Source organism: Pyrinomonas sp., from assembly GCF_040289685.1.
Taxonomy (GTDB): Bacteria; Acidobacteriota; Blastocatellia; order Pyrinomonadales; family Pyrinomonadaceae; genus Pyrinomonas.
In genome coordinates this window covers 1-19,424 of record NZ_PSLQ01000028.1, presented here as the reverse complement: position 1 = coordinate 19,424, position 19,424 = coordinate 1, and the positions used below count along the sequence as shown (strand labels likewise).

The window sequence follows — 19,424 nt, the reverse complement described above, 5'->3', positions numbered from 1 at the left end:
CGCTCTTCACCAATCCGCGCTCTCTTCGCTGACTTTCGACTTCAGCCGCCATCAAAGCAAGCATCAGATCGTCAGCGCATCTGAGGAATCGGAGAATTGGGCGACCACTGGCGCGTGGTCCGATGGATGCTCCCAACCGCGCGGCTCACGGTCGATCCATGCGGCAACGCATCTTGCGGCGACGGGCGGCGACGCCCAGATGTGATCGATGCGCAGTCCGGCGTTGCGCCGAAAGGCGCCGGCGCGATAATCCCACCACGTAAATTGCCCGCCATCTTGCACGTGCAAGCGGAAGGCATCGATCAGTCCCCACGCGCGTAGCCGTTCGAGCGCGCGCCGCTCTTCGTCACTGAACAGAAGGCGTCCGCGCCAGAGGTTAGGATCGTGGACGTCCCGTTCTTCCGGGGCGACGTTGAAATCGCCGCAGAGCAACAACTCATCGGAGGGCCGATGATGCTCATCGAGAAAAGTTCGCAAACGATGCAACCACTCCAACTTGAACCTGTACTTCGCCGACCCGACCGCTTGTCCGTTGGGCACGTAAACGTTGATCACACGGATGCCGTTTATCGTCGCCGCGATCAGACGCGCGCCACCGTTTAATCCTTCTTCAGGGAATCCGCGCCGCACCTCACCGCACAGGAAGCGCGATAGAATGGCGACGCCGTTGTAGGCTCGCTCGCCGAAAGTCTCCACGCCGTAACCGCGCTCCGCAAAAGGCTCGCGCGGGAAGCGTTCATCCACGCACTTGGTCTCTTGCAAGCAGAGCACGTCCGGCTGTGTGCTATCCATCCACCGCAGCACGTGCGACAAGCGCGCGGCGATGGAGTTGACGTTCCACGTAGCTACCCTCATAGCGTGCATATTAACTGGTCAATGCCCGCCATGTCATGAGAAGATTAAACGAAGGGGATGAAAGAACGCGGCGAGCTGACAGGCGACGAACGCACGGAGCTGACAGGCGACAAACGCGCGCGCATCCTCCTCGTCGAAGATGACAAGGGGCGTTGCGCGTGGTTTCGGTCTCGCTTCAGCGGGCGTCAGATGGATGTCACGTGCGACGTGCGCGAAGCGATCCGCTGGCTTGAGACGCGCGACTACGGCTTGATCTTTCTCGATCACGATCTTACGGCTCACAACTACGAGCAGATCGCGTTCAACTACAAAGAGGAAGAGGACATGACCGGATACAGAGTGGCCTGTTGGTTGGCTGAACACGCCGATCGCCAGCGTGAAGCGACGATCATCGTTCACTCGCTCAACTACGTCGGCGCGCAACGCATGATCCAGTTGCTGCAAGACGCTGGCTTCGACGCCGAATACATTCCCTTCACGATCCTCATCTCAGGTTTGAGGTATTGAGTTGAAACCGCCGATGATGAAGAATTTTCCACATGCGATCGAACGAGTAGCCGCGCTGGCGCTTCTACTTCTGTTGCCTCCAGCCGTGAGCATGGCTCAAACGGTCGCTGAGGAGCACGAGTCCGCGCGATCCGACAAGGTCACCGGCGGCAAGATCGAACGGGCCGCGCTCGTTCCGGGCGACCCAAACATCAAGCTCACCGTCAACGTTCCGGCTTTTCGCCTCACGCTGTGGCAGAGCGGCAAAGAAGTAGCGACCTATCCGATCGGCGTCGGGTTGAAAGAATACCCGATTGCCATCGGCGAACGACAGGCGATTGAGATCGTTTGGAACCCGAGTTGGATCCCGCCTGATAGCGACTGGGTTCGACAACGCGAGAACATCCGTCCGGGCGAGATCATACGCGCTTCCGACCCACGCAATCCGCTCGGCAAGATGAAGATACCGCTCGGCAACGGCTATCTGATTCACGAAGCTCGCGGCCCATCAGATCTTGGCAATCTCGTCTCGCACGGCTGCATTCGCATGTTGCGTCGCGACCTGTATGATCTGGCGGAAAAGATCATCGCGGCGCGCGCGCTCGACGTTTCACCGCAACAGATCGAACGCGCCAAGAAGAGCAACCGCACGCTGGTCATTCGGCTCGATGCCCCTTTGACCGTGGATATAAATTACGACACGCAAGTCGTAGAAGAGGGCGTGCTCTACCTTTACCCGGACGTGTACGAGCTGGGCACGTTGACGGTGGAGAAGGTGCGCGATGAATTGGCCAGCGCCGGCATAAACCAAACGGAGGTTTCGACCGCAACCATACGCCGCATGATCGCCCGCGTCACACGGCGCGCCGCTTTTGCCGCGAGCCTAGCCAGCCTTCGACGAGGACGCGCGCTCGTCGAAGGCAGAAGCGTGCTGCTTGTGTCGCCCTCTGTGCGCTGGGACGTTATGTTGCCATCGAACGCACGATGAAATCGAACGAAGCGAGATGGCGCCTTCGCTCTTATGCGCCCCATTCGCTGATTGCGGCGACGATCGAACTGAAAAGACCGTTCCCAACTCGGAAAAGATGAAGCTCACTGTTCTGTTTCGCGCTTTTCTGCTTCTCGCCGCGCTGGCGGCGCTTCTGCCCGTGCAAGCAAAAGATCGGCGCTTGCTCTATTTGCCGCTTGATGAACGGTTCACGACGCGCGACCTTTTTCTCGCCTACGCGCGCATTACGCCCTATCGCGTCGTCACGCCAGACCGTTCCATGCTCCCACGTCAGAAGATTCCGCCCGACATGGGAGCGATGCTCGCTTGGACCGAAAGGTGGGCCAAGGAAGCGGACGCTGCCATCATCTCCGCCGACATGCTGCTCTACGGCGGCTTGATCGCATCGCGCACGAGCACAGAGACCATCGAGCGAATCCGCCCGCGGCTACAACTGCTCGCCCGACTGAAACAGCTCAATCCCAGACTCATCGTCTACGTTTCGACGACCGTGATGCGTATGCCCTCTTACTCCTCCTCGGAAGAAGAGCCGGACTACTACGCCCTTTATGGACGCCAGATCTTTCTCTTCTCGCAACACCTTCACCGATACGAACTGCTCGGCGATCCCCGAGATCGGGAACTGGCCGAAAAGTATCGAAAGCAGATCCCGGATGAGGTGCTCGCCGACTACCTGCAACGGCGCCAACGCAACTTGAGCTTCAATCGCGAACTCATCGCACTTGTCGAACGCGGTGCGATCGACCGTTTGTCGATCACGCTCGATGACAACGCGGAATTCGGGTTGTTCAAAAAGGAGGCGACCGAATTGGCCCGCCTCGCCCACCCCCTCGGGTCTCGCGTCCTCATCTACCCAGGCGCAGACGAAGCACAGCTTGCGCTGCTGGCGAAACTGATTGCGCGCGACCAGTCGGCGCGCATACGCGTCGTCTATCGTTTCCCTCAAGCCAGCAAGTTGATTCCGGCCTTCGAAGGGCAACCGCTGGACGAATCGGTACGCCAGCAAGTAGCCGCTTCCGGCGGCACCATCGTCGAAGGCGAAGCCGATGCCATCCTGTTCATCAACAATTTTCCCGACAGACAGACTTTTGCCGGGGCGCAGCCGCAAGTTTCGACCGCCTCCGTGAAACCGTTGGAGGCGTGGCTGGCGAGCCGCAACGCCATGCCTTCATCGCGCGCGATTTTGATCCTCGCCGATAACAAGTACTACAACGGCGCCGACGTCGAATTGGTGACCGCTCTGCTGCAGAGCCGCTTTCCATCGGAGCGCATCGCCTATGCCGGGTGGAACACGAGCGGCAACACCTTGGGAAGCGCCATCGCGTTGGGGATCTTGCGCCTGCACATGCCGCCCACGCGCCTTCCCGAATACAAGCGGATTTTGTGGGCGCGACTGATGGAAGATTGGGTATACATGGTCGAGGGACGTGAACAGATCAAACGCGACATGGAAAGGCGGGGGCTTCGTTCTTTTGCTGGCACGCCGTTGGAGCGAGAGTACGAACAGCGCATGGAGCAGCTCTTCAATCAACACGCTCCCATCATCAACCGCTACCTTGAAACCGACTTCTTCGTCACGCGCGTCTTCTTTCCTTGGCATCGGCCATTCGAGATCGGTTTCGAAATCGGCGCGCGCTGATAATCAAGCCGCGACCGACGTGCTCTCTTAAAGACGCAGCAGCCGTTCGCGCAACGCACGCGATTGCCGGCGACTGACGGGCAACTCTTGGTCGTTGACGAGTTCGACTTGGTACGTCCCGCCCGGCATCGGCACGACGCGCCGAATCGCTTCGACGTTGACGAGCGCGCCGCGCGAGAGGCGAATGAAGTCGGCTGGATTGAGTTTGGCTTCCAAATCCTTGAGGCGGTAATTGATCAAGTAGGTCTTGTTGCGCAAAGTGGTGAGATGAAGCAACTCGCCTTCGGCCACAACCGATGCCACTTCTCTTACTGGCAAAAGGATGATCTCGTCCCGTTGCCGTACGGGAATCCGTTCGAGAAAAGCCGGACGCAGCGCTTCGTCGTAGGACTCTATGGCAGCGCGCAGTTTGCGCGCTTCGATCTCGGGCACCTCGGCGCGCTCCAACCGCTCCTGCGCACGATTCAACGTCCCGCGCAGCCGCGCACTTTGCACCGGTTTGACAAGGTAATCGATGGCGTTCAATTCGAAAGCTTTGACGGCGTAATCGTCGTAAGCGGTGACGAAAGCTACGAGCGGCAAAGCGTCGCGGCGCAACAATCGGACCACATCGAGGCCGCTCGCTTCAGGCATCTGTAGATCGAGCAGCGCCAGATCGGGCCTTTCGCTCTCGATCAACTTGATCGCCTCGATTCCCGTCTCCGCTTCGCCGACCACTTCGACATCCTCGAACCCACGCAGCAAAGCTGCCAGAAAAGATCGCGCCGGTCGTTCATCGTCGGCGATGACCACACGAAGCTTAGCGCTCATCCGACCTTCCTCTCTCTGGCGTTGAAGTTCGCAGTCCCCAATTGGCTCGCTAATGGCAAGCGAATCTCCACGATCGTCCCGCGTTCGATGACCGATTCTATTTTCAACCGCGCACGTTCGCCGTAGTAACACCGCAACCTCTCTTCGATATTGCGCAGGCCGACGCCATGCGCACGCCCACGCGCGATCTCGCCCAAGCTCGCGCCCAGCCCCGTGTCGCGCACGACCAGAAGCAAGTAGGCTTCGTCCCCATCGCCGACTGATTGCGCTGCGATTGAAACTTCGCCGCCGAAACGCGACGGCGCCCGGCTTGTCCGGTCCGATGTAGCGCGCGCCGTCGCCTGTATTCGGCGAGCGTCTCCGCGGCGCGGCGTTTGGCTCCATTACAAAAGCAAAGACCGATGTGACGATGAGCAATTTGTAGTCTCTGGCGCAGCGTTCAGAGACATTACGATCCAAAAGAGGATCTTTGCGGTTCGATGATCTCAGCGCCGAGCTTTCCGACCAGCCGTTTTCTGTTCTTCGCCGTTCGTGGCCGCGGCGTGACTGCTCGTTGAAAACGCGCAGTAAAACGACGCGGCCTTCGGGTATTTTCGCCGCTTGCTCGAAGACATAACAAATGCCGAGCATCTTCCGAACATTTCAAAACATCTCGGATGAACTCATGATTTTTCGTAAACTCGCCCTGTTCATCGCTGCGCTTTGGATCTTGCCGCACGCTGTTTTCGCTTCTTCCGCCACCTTGAGCGGGCGCGTCGTAGACCCAAACGGACGCGCCATTGCAGGCGCCGAAGTTGAACTGCGAAACCCGCAGACCGGCGCGTCGTTGGTCGCCAGGACAAACGACGAAGGGCTTTACATCATCCCGGAGATCCTGCCAGGCCAGTACGAATTCAAAGTGAGTCGAGCCGGATTCCAGTCGCTCGTCAAAAAGGACTTGACCGTCAACGTCGGAGCCAAGCTCGCCGAAAACGTCACGCTGCAGGTCGGGAGGTTGGAAGAAGAGGTCACGGTTGAGGCCGAGGCGCTTGCGCTCGAAAAAGACTCCGCCGCCGTGAGCACGGTGATCAACCGCGCGTTCGTCGAGAACTTACCGCTCAACGGGCGAAGCTTTCAAACATTAATCGAGCTTGCGCCGGGCGGCCGTTGCCTCAATCGCGCCGCGTTCGCCGAACCATCCGTCGGCACGCAAGGCAATCTGCGTCGCAATAGCTTGCGCGGCTTCCCCTTCTATCAGACCGATCTCTCGCTGCGGCGACAGATCCGATTCGGCGAACGGTTGCGCGTCCAACTGCGCGCCGACCTCTTCAACGCTTTCAATCATCCGAACTTCGCCGATCCAGTCACCACGTACAACTTTCCTGAATCGCAGTTCGGGCGTCCGACGCAGATGCTCAACCGTCAACTCGGCGGAGCAAGCGGCACTTTCAATCCGCTTTATCAAATCGGCGGACCGCGGTCGGTGCAACTCTCGGTGAAGTTCATCTACTGAGGTCTGCGCCGATTTCGGAAAGCTCGATCGAGCGAGTTCAAGCAGAGCGCAAGCCAGCTACGGAAGTGGGCGCAACAAGCACTGAACCGCCAAGGTTTGCTCAAACGGCTCGGTCGATGCGACCCACATGTCACGGAAAGGGGAAGATGCTCCTGATTTTCAAGGTTTTCGCAATCGCTTCCTGCTGTTTACGCGCAACGCAATCGCTCTCGAAATCCGGCGCTCTTCCTCATCCGAGAGAACGAGGAGTTCAGTTTCAGCGACCGCGCCGGGCGCGAAGTCATCCTAACGCAATTCAAGGTGACCTTGAGACAATCAATCGAGGCGTACCAGCGACGGGCGCGCCATGCCGTCAAGCGTCCTTCGCTCCCAACGACACCCGCAAACGCGGCAGCGAAAAGAATCGCGCCCTTCCCCGAGCGGGACGAGAAAAGAACTGATGTAAGCGCCGACGCTTGCGCCATCTAAACGCTTGAACGTAGCGCATGAACAACCTTGAGTCGCGTCCGACGATTTAGCGCCTCGTTCGTCTGCGGTCATGACGATGCCTCCTCAAACCTTGACTCTCGCCTTGCTTTGAAGCTAAAAGTTTTGATTTTAAGCTCAAAGTTTGGCGGATTTTCAAGCGCGCGGTGGCGTTTCCGGTTCGCGGGCAGTCGCCATCGCCACGCGAAATGGGTTATATTCTCCGACCTACGCGGAGCGGCGTTGACCGCGACCAATTGTTTCGCTGGAGGAGCTGAACTCTTTTGCGCGCTGCAGCCTTTTACGATCTAGAAGGAACGCTGGTCAGCACCAATCTGGTTCATACGCTCGGCTTCTATGCGCGCAACCAGCCGGGTCTGTGGCGGAGTTTTAAGAAGAGCGCGGCCACGCTCTTGAGCGTCCCGCTCTTTGCGGTGACCGATCAGTACAGCCGACAGGTCTTCAACACGCTCTTTTTCAAGCGTTACCGCGGCGAGACGGAAGATCGGCTGCGTTTTTTCGCCGACGAGCTATTCGAAAAGGTGCTTAAACCGGCCGTCTATCCGGGAGCGTTCGAGTTGATCGCTAAGTCGCGCCAGCTCGGTCTCAGGCAAGTGGTCGTCACCGGCGCGCTCGATATTTCGGTGGCGCCGCTCATGGACTATCTGGGCATTGATGATTACGTCGCCAACCGCCTGGAATTCGTCGACGGCGTGGCAACTGGACGTCTGCTCCCGCCTGTGCTCGCCGCCGCGACCAAAGCTTCGTGGATTCGCGAATACGCCGAGCGCGAAAGGATCAATCTGAACGATTCTTACGCCTACAGCGATTCGATCAGCGATCTGCCGATGCTGTCGGTAGTGGGCCACCCGGCAGCGGTCAATCCGGATTTCCGTTTGCGCCAAACGGCGCTTCACCATCACTGGCCCATCCTTGATCTCAGATAAACAATTTTTCAAACCGATGCGAAGCTGAATTTCGCTTTCGGTTTTTCTCTAAAAATAGATTAAAATTTGTCGCCTTCGTTTCGATTCGACACATGGCACTGGCACTCAGACGCAAACTGCACGAATCGGTCGTCTACATCGACCGCGATAGCGCACCGCGCATCATCCCGTCGGGCGAAGACTTCTTGCTTGAAGACTTGCCTGTCGGCACGCGCGTCATCTACCCGAAACCGCCGATCAAAGGGCTTCCGAACCGCGAGGCGGCCATCCGCTACGCGATCAATCATCCGCTCGATTGCGATCCGCTCTACGCGCAGCTCGAACCCGGCATGCGCGTCACCATCGCCGTCGACGACATCTCGCTGCCGCTGCCGCCGATGGCGACGCCGGACGTGCGTCAAACGGTGCTCGAAATCCTCCTCGATATGCTCGCCGGACATGGCATCACAGACGTTCACATCGTCATCGCCAACTCGCTGCATCGCAAGATGACGCCCGCCGAGATGAAGCGCATGGTCGGCGCGAAGATCTTCGCTGAGTTCTACCCGGATCGCTACTACAATCACGATGCCGAAGACCCGGACGGGCTGGTCCTCATCGGCGAGACGCCGCACAAGGAACCCTTGCGGATCAACCGGCGCGCCGCCGAGAGCGATTTGCTGATCTACGTCAACATCAATCTGGTGCCGATGGACGGCGGTCATAAATCGGTCGCCGTCGGACTGTGCGACTACGAATCGCTCCGCGCGCATCACGAGCCGCAAACTATACGCGACTCGGACAGCTATTTCGATCCGCAACGCTCGGCGCTCAACCACAAGGTGACGCGCCTCGGCAAACTGGTCGATCGCACGCTCAACGTCTTTCATATCGAGACGGCGTTGAACAACCGCATGTACACGGGGCAGATGGACTTCCTGCTGAAGAACGAGGATGATTTCAGCTCGTTCGACCGCATGAAGTTCGAGGCCGTCCGTTTCGCCATGAGCAAGATGCCGCGCGCCGCCAAGAGAAAACTCCTTCACTCGATCCCGGCCCAGTACGAACTGATCGCCTGCTACGCGGGACGCACCGAACCCGTTCACGAGAAGATCCTTCAGAAGAACTTCGAGCAATATTCGATCCCGATCAACGGGCAGTGTGACATTTTGATCATGGGCATCCCGAACATTTCGCCCTATAACGTTAATTCGATTTTAAATCCGCTGCTCGTCCAGGTGATGGGACTCGGCTATTTTCACAACATGTATCGCGGCAAACCGCTCTTGAAAAAGGGCGGCGTCTTGATCCTTCATCATCCGTGTTACGACGAGTTCGATCACGAATTCCATCCGAGCTACATCGAGTTCTTCAACCGCTTGCTCCCCGAAACGCGCGACGCCTTCGTCTTGCGTGAGAAGTATGAGCGGGAGTTCGCGGAGAATCCAAGCTATATTCAGATGTATCGCCGCGGCCACGCGTATCACGGCGCGCATCCATTCTTCATGTGGTACTGGGGCGAGAACGGACGCCAACACGTCGGGCGCGTGATCGTCGCCGGGGCCGAGAACGCGCACGTTCCCGCAATGCTCGGCTGGGAACGCGCCGACAACTTGCAAGAAGCGATCGCGATGGCCAGAAGCTACATGGGACGTTCAGCGGAGATCACCATGCTCCATCAACCGGTGATCGCCGTCTGCGAGGTGGAGTGAAGAAGCGCTCCTTATTCGAACGTTGCAGAGAAGCCATGAAACTATCTCCAACAGAGATCTATAACGGACGGCGCATCTTCTTCATCGGCGGAACGGGCTTTTTGGGCAAAGTGACGCTGAGCATGTTGCTCCATCGCTTCCCAAACGTCGGGCGCGTCTACGTCACGGTGCGCGCCCGTTCGCAAGCCGAATCCGAGGCCCGTTTCTGGAATCACATCCTGCCGTCGCCCCCCTTCGATCCGCTGCGCGAGCGACTGGGCGGTGCGCTTGAAGGCTTCATCAACGACAAGGTGCGTATCGTCGGCGGCGACATCGGCGAACCCAACCTCGGCTTCACGGAAGAAGAGGCGCAACGGATCGCCGACGACGTCGACATCATCATCAACAGTGCGGGCAACGTCACCTTCAATCCGACTTTGGAAAGCGCCCTTCGGACCAACGTCGTCGGCACGCAGAACGTCATCTCGTTCGCCAAAAGGATGCGCCGCCCAGCGCTCGTGCACGTTTCGACCTGTTTCGTCGCGGGCAACCGCTCCGGTCCAGTTTGGGAAAGCGATCCCGTGGTCGGGTATTTTCCGCGCCGCGAAGAGATGCCCGATGTCGAATTCTCGCCCGAACAGGAGATACGCGATTGCGAGCGTTTGGCCGAGCGCGTCCGCGAAGAGGCCAAAGACGCGATGATGCAAGCGCGTTTTCGCGAGTTGGCGCGCGAGCGTTTGATCGAAGAAGGGCGCGATCCGGACGACCCGGAAGCTTTGGGTCTAGCCATCGCACGCGAACGCAAAGTGTGGATCCGAAACCGCTTGACCGAACTCGGCATCGAGCGCGCGCGCTTCTGGGGCTGGCCCAACATCTACACCTACACGAAGAGCTTGGGCGAACAGCTGGTCGCCGCCGAAACCGGCATCGTGCGCACGATCGTTCGACCGAGCATCGTCGAATCCTCCGTCGAATATCCGTTCCCCGGTTGGAACGAAGGATTCACGACCACAGCGCCGCTCATCTTCATTTCGCTCAAAGGGCAGACGCAAATCCCGGTCAAAGAGGATCTCGTGCTCGACATCACGCCCGTCGATTTCGTCGCCAGCGTGATGCTCGCAGCCGCGGCGGAAGCCTGCGTAACCGAACCGCGCCTCGTCTATCAGGCAGCGACCGGTGACAGCAACCCGAACGAGCTTCGACGCATCGTCGGCCTTCTCGGCCTCTACAAACGCAAACACTTCAAAGAGAAAGAGACCGGCTTCAAGCTCATCAACGAACTCGCTGGCCGCATGGAAGCTGCGCCCGTCAGTCCCGCGCGTTTCGATCGCACCTCGACGCCGATGATCAACGAAGCGGCCAAGCGCGTCTCGTCGTTCCTCGATTGGGCGCGACCGCGCTGGGGCGGCGGACGCTTGACCGACATCATCGACCGGGCCAAAGAGCGCGTGGACCACATCGAGCGCGTGACGCGCGAAACGCGCGAAGCCTTCGAACTCTTCCGCCCATTCATGGTCGAAAACGCCTACATCTTCCGCGCCGACAACGTTCGCTCGCTCTTCGCGCGCATACGCAAAGACGAACAGAAGATCCTGCCTTGGTATCCAGAGAAGCTCGATTGGTACGACTACTGGCTGAACGTACACTTCCCGGGTCTGAAGAAGTGGGTCTTCCCGAAACTCGAAGAGGACATGCGCGCGCAACCCAAGCGCGTCTATACGTATCGCGACCTCATCGAGCTTTTCGAGACGACGACCAAACGGCACGCGACGCGCGTGGCGATGCGCATCGAACGTGATGGCCGCGAGGAGCAGTACACTTACGCCGATCTACACGAACTGGCGACGCGCGCAGCCGGCTTTCTGGCCGCGCAAGGCGTGCGTCCGGGCGATCGCGTGCTGCTCGTCAGTCAGAACATGCCCGAATGGGGCATGAGCTACTTCGGCGTTTTGAAGGCGGGCGCGACGTGCGTCCCCGTCGATCCGCAAAGCTCAACTGACGAGATCGTCAACTTCGCCCGCGCCGCTGAAGCCGTCGGCATCATCGTCAGCCAGAAGGTCGAAGAAGAGCATGCGGACTTGCGCGAACGCCTGCGCCAAGCCGAACTCAAAGCGATCAGGGTTTGGAACTTCGACGAAGTCTTCGCGCTGCCTGACGAACGGACGGAGGCCGAAAGAACGTCACTTCTTCCGGCGCGCGTTCCGGCCAACACAATCGCTTCGCTCATCTTCACCTCAGGAACGACCGGACGCCCAAAGGGAGTAATGCTCTCGCACCGAAACTTCGCGCACATGGTCTCGATGCTCACCTCCATCATCGACATGTCAACGCGCGACGGCGTCCTTTCGGTCTTGCCGCTCCATCACACGTTCGAGTTCTCGGCGGGTTTTCTCGCTCCGCTCAGCCGCGGCGCGCAGATCACGTATCTGCCGGAGATGACGGGCGAAGCGCTCGCGCGCGCGATCAAGAACGGGCACGTCACAGGTATGGTCGGCGTGCCGGCCCTGTGGGAGATGCTCCACCGCCGCATCAAGAACCGCCTGCGCGAGGGCGGCGACTGGGCTGAGCGCGCCTCAGAACTTCTGATGAGGTTTAACGGCTGGTTGCGCAACCGCGCGCCCATCAACCTCGGTCACCTCATCTTTTACCCGATTCACGAAGGGATGGGCGGACGCATACGCTACTTGATCAGCGGCGGCGCGGCATTGAACGAGCGCGTCGCGCGCGATCTGCACGGGTTGGGCTTTACGATCCTTGAAGGCTATGGCCTGACCGAAGCAGCCCCCGTTTTGACGGTGGTGCGCCCGCAGAACCGTTTGCTGGCAGGCAGCGTCGGGCGCCCGCTTCCTGGAGTCGAAGTGCGAATCGCGGATCCGGATGCAAGCGGGGTCGGCGAGATCATCGCGCGCGGTCCGAATATCATGGTCGGTTACTTCGGCGACGAGGAAACGACGCGCCGCACCATCGTCGAGCGTTGGCTTCACACGGGCGATCTCGGGCGCATGGACGCTGATGGAAATCTCTACATCGTCGGGCGCTCTAAAGATGTCATCGTCGATACCAACGGCAAGAACGTCTATCCGGATGAGATCGAAGAGATCTACGGCAACTCGCCGTACATCAAAGAACTGAGCGTCGTCGGTCTTCCCGACGGTCACGCCGAAAAGGTCGCCTGCATCGTCGTCCCGAACTACGAGTACGACATCTCGCTCTCGCGCGAAGAGGTGCGCCAGCGCATAGACGACCACTTCCGCGAAACGTCAGCCGCACTCCCCTTCTTCAAGCGAGTCAAGGTGCTTCATTTCTGGGATGGGGAACTGCCGCGCACGGCAACGCGCAAGGTCAAACGGCGCGAAGTGGTCCAGTTGCTCCAAACGCTCGAAGAGGACACGCGCGCCTTGGCGAGCGCACGCAACGGACGCGAATCGGAGGCGGATTGGTTGATCGAGATCGTCGCGCAAGTATCCAACAGGCCGCGCGCTCTTATCACACTCGACACGCGCTTGAGCGAACTCGGCTTCGATAGCTTGATGTACGTCGAGCTCGCCTCGGCCATCGAACAGGCGGGCGCGCACCTCCGCTCGCCCGACACTTTGACTGAAGTGCGCGATCTTCGCGAGCTTTTAGGCCGCATCACGCCCCCCGATCAAACGCCACGTCACGGTCGGCGCGACGAAGACGAGCGCGCGCGCGACGCAGAGGACGAGATTCATGTTCCAGCCATCGTCCGCGCTATCGGCAACAAGGGGCTCGATCTCGTGCAACGCGCCTTCTACGAAGTCGTGCTGAACACGCGCTACGAAGGGCGCGCCAACATCCCGGTTCATACCAACTTCCTCGTCGCGGCAAATCACACCTCCCATTTAGATATGGGATTGGTGAAAATGGCCCTCGGCGATGCGGGCCGCGATCTGGTAGCGCTCGCTGCCGCCGATTACTTCTTCGATAACAAGTACAAGCGCGCCTACATGGAGAACTTCACCAACCTCGTGCCGATGGAACGAACCGGGAATCTGCGCAAATCTCTGCGTTACGCGCGCGCCTACCTCGAGCAAGGCTACAACGCGCTCATCTTCCCCGAAGGGACGCGCTCGCTGACGGGCCAGATGAACGAATTCAAGCCCATCGTCGGATATCTTGCGCTGAGCTGCCGCGTCGGCATCCTGCCCGTCTACATCTGGGGCACATACGAAGCTTTTCCAAAGGGCGCGACCGTGCTGCGCAGCCGCGATGTCGGCGCGCGCATCGGTCGTTTCTTGCCGATCGAAGAGCTGGAAGAGCTAACGCAAGGGATGCCGCGCGCTGAGGCTTATCGGCTGATCGCTGCCCTCGTTCGGCATGAAATCGAGAACTTGCGCGATGGGACGCGCCACGCTTTCGATCCGATGGCGCTGCGCCGAAAGTGGCGCGCTGAACGTCGTGCGATGCGCATGGCTGAAAAAGCTACGGAGGAAGCGATCAGACATTTTGCGACGAGCAGCGATTGATCGCGAACGCTAACACGGTCGCGTAGAAAGCTAAGCGCCTTTGCGCGCGATGGGCGAACGATGCCCATCAACACGCCGGACGTGATTGACGCTCGACCGAGATCCGTTCTCGTCCAAGCGGCGAAACAAACGATTTCAGATGCCTTCACGAACATGACAAACAAGCGCGAGGTCAAAACAAAGAAGGAGACCGAAGTCGGTAGAGCGAAGCGAACCGATGGGTCGAAAACGGCGCCGAAGCGAAATGCACGGCGGCGCGCTTCCGTGACTTTAATCACGGGAGGAACGGGCTTCCTCGGCGCACATCTGGTCCGGTTATTGGTTGAAGCGGGCGAACGCCGCTTGCGCGTCCTGTCAACCACGGCCCCCGCTTGGCTGACCGATCTTGGCGTGGAGACTGTCTGTGGCTCGATCACGGATCCCGCAACGGTCGCGCAGGCGGTCAAAGGCGTTGGCGCTATCTACCACCTTGCCGGGACGGTCTCGCGCGATCCCGAAGACGCCCATCGCCTCTACCGAACGCACGTCGAAGGGACGCGCCTTTTGTGCGATGCGGCGTGCGAAGCGGGTGCGCACACGGTCGTGCTCGCGTCAACGAGCGGCACCATCGCAGTGACGGAGGACGGCACCGAGATCCCGGATGAAACCTATCCGCCGCCGCTCGATATCATCTCCCGTTGGCCTTATTACGCGAGCAAGTACTACCAAGAGCGTGTCGCGCTTGAGCGGTTTGGCGGTGACGGACGACGTCTAGTGATCCTCAATCCGAGCCTCCTTCTCGGCCCGGGCGACGAAAGGCTGAGTTCCACCAAGTTCGTCCTCGATTTTCTCGCTGGGCGTATCATGACTGTGCCGTCAGGGGGCCTGAGCTTTGTCGATGCGCGCGACGCGGCCCGAACGTTCATCCAAGCTCTGGAGCGCGGCAAACACGGCGACCGTTACCTGCTCGGCGCTGCGAACTGGACATTTCGCGATCTTTTCGGGAGATTGGAGCGTCTAACCAAAAAGGCCGCTCCGCGTTTTTCGCTCCCTTCCAAGATAACGCTCGCTGGCGCCCACGCTCTGCACGCGCTTTATCGCCACTGGAAGCTCGCGCCGCCTGTGGAACCAGCGGCTCTCGAGATGGCTGAGTATTTCTGGTACGTCGACGCGACGAAAGCCGAACGAGAACTCGGCTTTGCGCCGCGCGACCCAGCAGAAACGCTCAACGATACGGTCGCGTACGTGCGCGAGCGCTTTCTCGGCGAAGCGGCGCTGCGTTGATCAAGCAGCGGAAAATCCAGAACGAGCATCAATAGTAGTTCAAGCGAGTTACGCGAGAGCGAACGAAACGGTTCGAGCTAAAAGCACTGCGCTACGCTCAGGCGTGGCTAGAGGAGGCAAAAGATGAACGTTGTCAACGGATTGAAGACCGCGCTACTGCTCGGCGCCTTGACGGCATTGCTCGTTCTGCTCGGCGGTGCCATCGGTGGACAATCGGGCATGATCTTCGGCTTCGTGCTCGCCATCGCGATGAACTTCGGCAGTTACTGGTTCTCGGATCGGATCGCCCTGCGCATGGCCGGAGCACATGAAGTCTCCGAACAAGAAGCGCCAGAACTACATCAAATGGTCGCCACGCTGGCCCGCGAAGCCGGCCTGCCCAAACCGCGCGTCGCCATCATCGAGGCCGATGCGCCCAACGCTTTCGCCACAGGACGCAACCCGCAACATGCCGTCGTCGCCGTCACGACCGGCATCATGCGCATCTTGAACCAACGCGAACTGGCGGCTGTGATCGCCCACGAACTGGGCCACATACGCAACCGCGACATCTTGATCAGCGCCGTCGCCGCCACTCTCGCCGGAGCCATCACGCTCATCGCGCAGATGGGTCAATGGGCGATGATCTTCGGCGGCTATGGGAGAAACGACGAGCGCGACAACGGAATCGCTGGCGCGCTCGGCGCGTTGCTGATGCTGATCCTTGCGCCCATCGCGGCAACGCTCATTCAACTGGCGATCTCGCGCTCGCGCGAATTCGGAGCGGATCGCACGGGCGCGGAGATCGTGCGCGATCCGGAAGCGCTCGCTTCAGCGCTCGAAAAGCTCGAAGCCTATTCCCGACGCATCCCGTTGCCGGTTAACCCGGCGGCATCGCACATGTTCATCGTTCGCCCGTTCACCGGCGCGACGCTGCAGAAGCTCTTCAGCACGCATCCGCCGACCGAAGAACGCATCGCGCGCTTGCGCGCCATGGTTCGGGGCGGGCTTACAGCTTTCGGACGCGCTTGAGCTATTTTGCGCGTCATCGCCCGAAAGACTCAAAGCGAACGGCTCTCTCGTCGGGCGATCTAGAGAGGATCTTCCTCGTGAATCGCTTATGGCCGGCGGCGCTGCCGGCCATTTGATTTTGCGCCGCCAGATCGAGACTATGCGCACATCGGTCGCGAAAGTGCTACGCACTCATCAACACGGCTCGCTTCGATGATGCGCTATTAGCGAAAGGCGCGATCGGCACCCCGACTGTCCGCTCTGACCGATTGTCCGTTCGCTGCTGCTCTGGTCAGTGAGCGATCTCCCGTGCTCTGTTAGCACCGAAAGGGGCGTGCTCGCGCAGACCACTTTACAATCGAACGATGAACTTCTCACCGCGAAATTCGCCGGGCGTCGCCTTCGGCGGCGGGTCCGCCGCGCGCACTAGATCGGCGCGGACCACGGCGGCGTTCTCGATCTCGCATCCAGCGCGCACGCGCACTCCGGCGCCGAGCACCGCGCGGCGCACGCGCGCTCCCTTCTCGATATAGGCTCCTTCCCACAAAACGGCTTCGTTCACGTCAGCGCCGTCTTCTACGATCGCTTGCGAGCAGAGTTCAACTCTTTTTCCCGCACGCGCCATTAAGTGGAGGTTGGTTTCGAGATAGCGCTTGATGGTTGAAAGCTCGTGCCACATACCGTCCGAAACGTGTGCAACAACCTTCTCGCCAGCGGCGATCGCTTTCGGGTAAACATCGGTCGTCGAATGAGAAAAGACCTTGGGTGGAATGTAATCGAACACGCGCGGCTCGAGTATTTGTATCCCGGTGAACATCAGCGGCGCGGCGGCCCCTTCATCTTGAACCGGATCGGGAAACCCATTGAAGCTTTTGATCAGCCCCCGTTCAGTTTCAACTACGCTGTAACGCTCGCGTTCGCTGTTGACGCGCAGGACCAGCGTTGCCAGCGCATTCTGCTCGCGGTGCGCGCGCAGGGCTGCCGCAAGATCAATGTCGGTGACGATCTTGCCGTTGATGACGACGAACGTTTCGGCGAAAAAGTCTTCGCCCAACACCCGGCGCGCGTTATCCAGCGCGCCGCTCGTGCCCAGAATCTCCGGCTCTTCAACGTAGCAGGCGCGCACGCCGTAGCGACTTCCATCGCCCAACGCCGCGCGCACCGACTCCGGTTGGTGGTGAAGATTGACGACCACCTCTCGACAGCCGTGACGGGATAGGTACTCGGCGACGTAGCCGATCAGTGGCCGCCCCATGATCGGCACGGCCGGTTTGGCACGGTCCACCGTCAACGGCCACAACCGCGTGCCATATCCGGCGGCGAGGATCATCGCACGCATACAGTTTCCCTCCAGCGTCAAAGCAGAATGAAGAACTCTTTCCAGATCGGCGTCGAAAGATTTTGCTTGAACCTCTGGTCCTGTCGGGCGGCGACGTCGGTCCAGGCGCATTCGGCTCGCCTTTCAAAAGGAAGGACATGATAACATGCCTGCGCATGGACGAGCACTTGAACGGTTGCGCACGCGATCTACGCAACGCGCTGTGGTCGGCGTAGGCAAGAACGAGGGGCTGCCATTCGCATTGTGGCGCGAAGAATGCTATCCTTTCGCCTTTTGCTGGAAAGATGAAGGAATTAGCGACGGACGTTCTCATCGTCGGCGGAGGCGTTGGCGGGTGCGCGGCAGCACTGGCGGTTTGTCGCGCCGGTCATCGTGCGGTTCTCACGGAGGAGACCGACTGGATTGGCGGGCAGCTAACGAGCCAAGCTGTGCCGCCTGATGAACACGGTTGGATAGAAGAGTTCGGTTGCACGGCGAGTTACCGTCGTTTCCGCCATTTGGTCCGCGAACATTACCGCAGGTTCTACCCGCTCACCGAACAGGCGATGGCAAACCCGCACCTCAATCCCGGCAACGGTTGGGTTTCGCCTCTCTGTCACGAACCAAAGGCGGCGCTTCTCGTTTTGGAAGCGATGCTCGCGCCGCACACAAGCAGCGGACGGCTCATCATCTTGCGGCAACATGTTCCTGTTGCAGCAGAGATCAATGGAGACCGCGTGCGCGCCGTGGTGCTTGAAGACCGGCGCACGGGAGATCGTCGGGCGATTTCGGCCCGTTACTTTCTCGACGCCACCGAACTCGGCGACCTTTTGCCGCTTACGGGAACCGAGTTCGTCACCGGTGCGGAAAGCCGCGATCAGACGGGCGAGCCGAACGCCAAACCGAAGCCGGAGCCGTACAACGTGCAGGCCTTCTCGGTCTGCTTCGCTCTGAGCTACCATCCGGGCGAAGATCACACCATCGAAAAGCCTGCCGAATATGATTCGTGGCGCGATTACGTGCCTCGACTCACGCCGGCGTGGCCGGGCAGACTCTTTTCTTGGACCATCTCCAATCCGCGCACCTTGCAACCGCACACTTATCGCTTCGACCCAGCGAGCGAGACCGGTCGCGCCTTCTCCGGTTTATGGACTTACCGGCGAATCCTGGACCGCAGGAACTTCATTCAAGGCTTAATGCCGAGCGACATCTCGTTGATGAACGTTCCCATGCTCGATTACTTGGAGGGCGATATCACGGACGCGGCCACGCGCGCTCAACATCTTGCGCGCGCGCGCCAGCAAAGCCTCTCCTTCCTCTACTGGTTGCAAACAGAGGCGCCGCGCCCTGATGGCAGCTCCGGGTTTCCAGAGCTGAAGCTGCGCGCCGACGTGGTCGGCGATACCGAAGATGGTTTGGCGAAAGCGCCATACATCCGCGAATCGCGCCGCATACGCGCCGAATTCACTGTCTGCGAGCAGCACGTGTCGGCGGCGCTGCGCCCGCATGATGAGCGCGCCGAGCGATTCGAGGATTCGGTCGGTATCGGTTACTACCGCATCGATCTTCATCCGACCTGCGGCGGCGACAACTACTTGGACGTTGCGAGCCTGCCGTTTCAAATCCCGCTCGGCGCCCTGCTTCCCGTGCGCATGGACAACTTGCTCCCAGCCTGCAAAAATATCGGCACGACTCATATCACCAACGGCTGCTACCGTCTGCACCCGGTAGAATGGAACGTAGGCGAAGCGGCGGGCTATCTCGCAGCTTTCTGTCTGGACCAGAAAGAGAGGCCGCGCGCGGTGCGCGCCCGCAAAATGGGCGACTTTCAACGAATGTTGATGACGGCGGGGATCGAATTAGCTTGGCCAGCGGAGTTGGATCTGCGCGAAGGCGACCCACACCGCCATGCAAGCCCTTGAAGAAAAAGATGCTTGGGAAGAATTTGAAACGCAGATGCACCGCTGGTCGCACCCGCCATACGGCTTGAAAA

At 59.8% G+C, this 19,424-nt stretch carries 15 protein-coding genes; 10 read left to right on the top strand and 5 right to left on the bottom strand.

Annotated features, from left to right (window positions below; all coding sequences use genetic code 11):
* Nucleotides 1-63 precede the first annotated feature (63 nt).
* The gene (gene xth / locus C4334_RS07830; protein WP_352431529.1) at nt 64-855 is read right to left on the bottom strand and encodes an exodeoxyribonuclease III; all 792 of its coding nucleotides are present in this window, start codon (nt 853-855) and stop codon (nt 64-66) included.
* 57 nt (nt 856-912) lie between these two features.
* Here xth and C4334_RS07825 point away from each other — a divergent pair, with 57 nt between their 5' ends.
* The 3 genes from C4334_RS07825 to C4334_RS07815 all read left to right on the top strand — a co-directional run bounded on the left by C4334_RS07825 (nt 913) and on the right by C4334_RS07815 (nt 3,989).
* Nucleotides 913-1,362: a cyclic-phosphate processing receiver domain-containing protein gene (locus C4334_RS07825; protein WP_352431528.1), complete on the top strand. Its 450-nt coding sequence runs from the start codon at nt 913-915 to the stop codon at nt 1,360-1,362.
* Between the two features lie 13 nt (nt 1,363-1,375).
* Nucleotides 1,376-2,329, top strand: coding sequence for a L,D-transpeptidase (locus C4334_RS07820; protein ID WP_352431527.1), 954 nt, complete (start codon nt 1,376-1,378; stop codon nt 2,327-2,329).
* A 97-nt stretch (nt 2,330-2,426) separates the two neighbouring features.
* Complete coding sequence (locus tag C4334_RS07815) at nt 2,427-3,989, top strand: DUF4127 family protein (RefSeq protein ID WP_352431526.1); 1,563 nt, start codon at nt 2,427-2,429, stop codon at nt 3,987-3,989.
* A 27-nt stretch (nt 3,990-4,016) separates the two neighbouring features.
* Here the strand turns inward: C4334_RS07815 and C4334_RS07810 are convergent, their stop codons facing one another.
* Both C4334_RS07810 and C4334_RS07805 read right to left on the bottom strand, forming a co-directional pair.
* Nucleotides 4,017-4,799 (bottom strand): LytR/AlgR family response regulator transcription factor, encoded by a 783-nt coding sequence (locus C4334_RS07810; protein WP_352431525.1) that lies wholly within the window; start codon nt 4,797-4,799, stop codon nt 4,017-4,019.
* On the bottom strand, nt 4,796-5,035 hold the full coding sequence (locus tag C4334_RS07805; protein WP_352431524.1) for a sensor histidine kinase: 240 nt from the start codon (nt 5,033-5,035) through the stop codon (nt 4,796-4,798). Before C4334_RS07805 ends, C4334_RS07810 begins: the two co-directional genes overlap by 4 nt.
* A gap of 428 nt (nt 5,036-5,463) precedes the next feature.
* Between C4334_RS07805 and C4334_RS07800 the strand changes: the two genes are divergently transcribed.
* Entirely contained in the window at nt 5,464-6,291 is an 828-nt protein-coding gene (locus C4334_RS07800) for a carboxypeptidase-like regulatory domain-containing protein (RefSeq protein WP_352431523.1), read from the top strand.
* Between the two features lie 315 nt (nt 6,292-6,606).
* Here C4334_RS07800 and C4334_RS07795 read toward each other — a convergent pair whose 3' ends face one another.
* Entirely contained in the window at nt 6,607-6,831 is a 225-nt protein-coding gene (locus tag C4334_RS07795) for a hypothetical protein (RefSeq protein ID WP_352431522.1), read from the bottom strand.
* Between the two features lie 209 nt (nt 6,832-7,040).
* On the opposite strand from C4334_RS07795, the gene C4334_RS07790 reads away from it, so the two are divergent.
* The 5 genes from C4334_RS07790 (at nt 7,041) to htpX (ending at nt 16,134) form a co-directional block, all read left to right on the top strand.
* Entirely contained in the window at nt 7,041-7,703 is a 663-nt protein-coding gene (locus C4334_RS07790; protein WP_352431521.1) for an HAD family hydrolase, read from the top strand.
* 92 nt (nt 7,704-7,795) lie between these two features.
* Nucleotides 7,796-9,394: an NPN-dependent hydroxyacid isomerase, LarAH14/15/16 family gene (larAH, locus tag C4334_RS07785; protein ID WP_352431520.1), complete on the top strand. Its 1,599-nt coding sequence runs from the start codon at nt 7,796-7,798 to the stop codon at nt 9,392-9,394.
* A 35-nt stretch (nt 9,395-9,429) separates the two neighbouring features.
* Nucleotides 9,430-13,860, top strand: coding sequence for an AMP-binding protein (locus tag C4334_RS07780; protein ID WP_352431519.1), 4,431 nt, complete (start codon nt 9,430-9,432; stop codon nt 13,858-13,860).
* A 264-nt stretch (nt 13,861-14,124) separates the two neighbouring features.
* A complete protein-coding gene (locus C4334_RS07775) occupies nt 14,125-15,123 on the top strand; it encodes an NAD-dependent epimerase/dehydratase family protein (protein WP_352431518.1) in 999 nt (332 codons plus the stop codon).
* Between the two features lie 123 nt (nt 15,124-15,246).
* The gene (gene htpX, locus C4334_RS07770; RefSeq protein WP_352431517.1) at nt 15,247-16,134 is read left to right on the top strand and encodes a zinc metalloprotease HtpX; all 888 of its coding nucleotides are present in this window, start codon (nt 15,247-15,249) and stop codon (nt 16,132-16,134) included.
* A 331-nt stretch (nt 16,135-16,465) separates the two neighbouring features.
* On the opposite strand, the gene C4334_RS07765 is transcribed toward htpX, so the two are convergent.
* Nucleotides 16,466-17,452, bottom strand: a complete 987-nt coding sequence (locus tag C4334_RS07765; RefSeq protein ID WP_352431516.1) for a nucleotidyltransferase family protein — start codon at nt 17,450-17,452, stop codon at nt 16,466-16,468.
* 284 nt (nt 17,453-17,736) lie between these two features.
* On the opposite strand from C4334_RS07765, the gene C4334_RS07760 reads away from it, so the two are divergent.
* Complete coding sequence (locus C4334_RS07760) at nt 17,737-19,353, top strand: FAD-dependent oxidoreductase (protein ID WP_352431515.1); 1,617 nt, start codon at nt 17,737-17,739, stop codon at nt 19,351-19,353.
* Nucleotides 19,354-19,424: the final 71 nt, after the last annotated feature.

What these genes read in the sequence shown, in the direction of transcription:
- xth (WP_352431529.1), bottom strand. Translation starts at nt 855, where the DNA reads ATGAGGGTAGCTACGTGGAACGTCAACTCCATCGCCGCGCGCTTGTCG.
- C4334_RS07825 (WP_352431528.1), top strand. Translation starts at nt 913, where the DNA reads ATGAAAGAACGCGGCGAGCTGACAGGCGACGAACGCACGGAGCTGACA.
- C4334_RS07820 (WP_352431527.1), top strand. Translation starts at nt 1,376, where the DNA reads ATGATGAAGAATTTTCCACATGCGATCGAACGAGTAGCCGCGCTGGCG.
- C4334_RS07815 (WP_352431526.1), top strand. Translation starts at nt 2,427, where the DNA reads ATGAAGCTCACTGTTCTGTTTCGCGCTTTTCTGCTTCTCGCCGCGCTG.
- C4334_RS07810 (WP_352431525.1), bottom strand. Translation starts at nt 4,799, where the DNA reads ATGAGCGCTAAGCTTCGTGTGGTCATCGCCGACGATGAACGACCGGCG.
- C4334_RS07800 (WP_352431523.1), top strand. Translation starts at nt 5,464, where the DNA reads ATGATTTTTCGTAAACTCGCCCTGTTCATCGCTGCGCTTTGGATCTTG.
- C4334_RS07795 (WP_352431522.1), bottom strand. Translation starts at nt 6,831, where the DNA reads ATGACCGCAGACGAACGAGGCGCTAAATCGTCGGACGCGACTCAAGGT.
- larAH (WP_352431520.1), top strand. Translation starts at nt 7,796, where the DNA reads ATGGCACTGGCACTCAGACGCAAACTGCACGAATCGGTCGTCTACATC.
- C4334_RS07780 (WP_352431519.1), top strand. Translation starts at nt 9,430, where the DNA reads ATGAAACTATCTCCAACAGAGATCTATAACGGACGGCGCATCTTCTTC.
- htpX (WP_352431517.1), top strand. Translation starts at nt 15,247, where the DNA reads ATGAACGTTGTCAACGGATTGAAGACCGCGCTACTGCTCGGCGCCTTG.
- C4334_RS07765 (WP_352431516.1), bottom strand. Translation starts at nt 17,452, where the DNA reads ATGCGTGCGATGATCCTCGCCGCCGGATATGGCACGCGGTTGTGGCCG.
- C4334_RS07760 (WP_352431515.1), top strand. Translation starts at nt 17,737, where the DNA reads ATGAAGGAATTAGCGACGGACGTTCTCATCGTCGGCGGAGGCGTTGGC.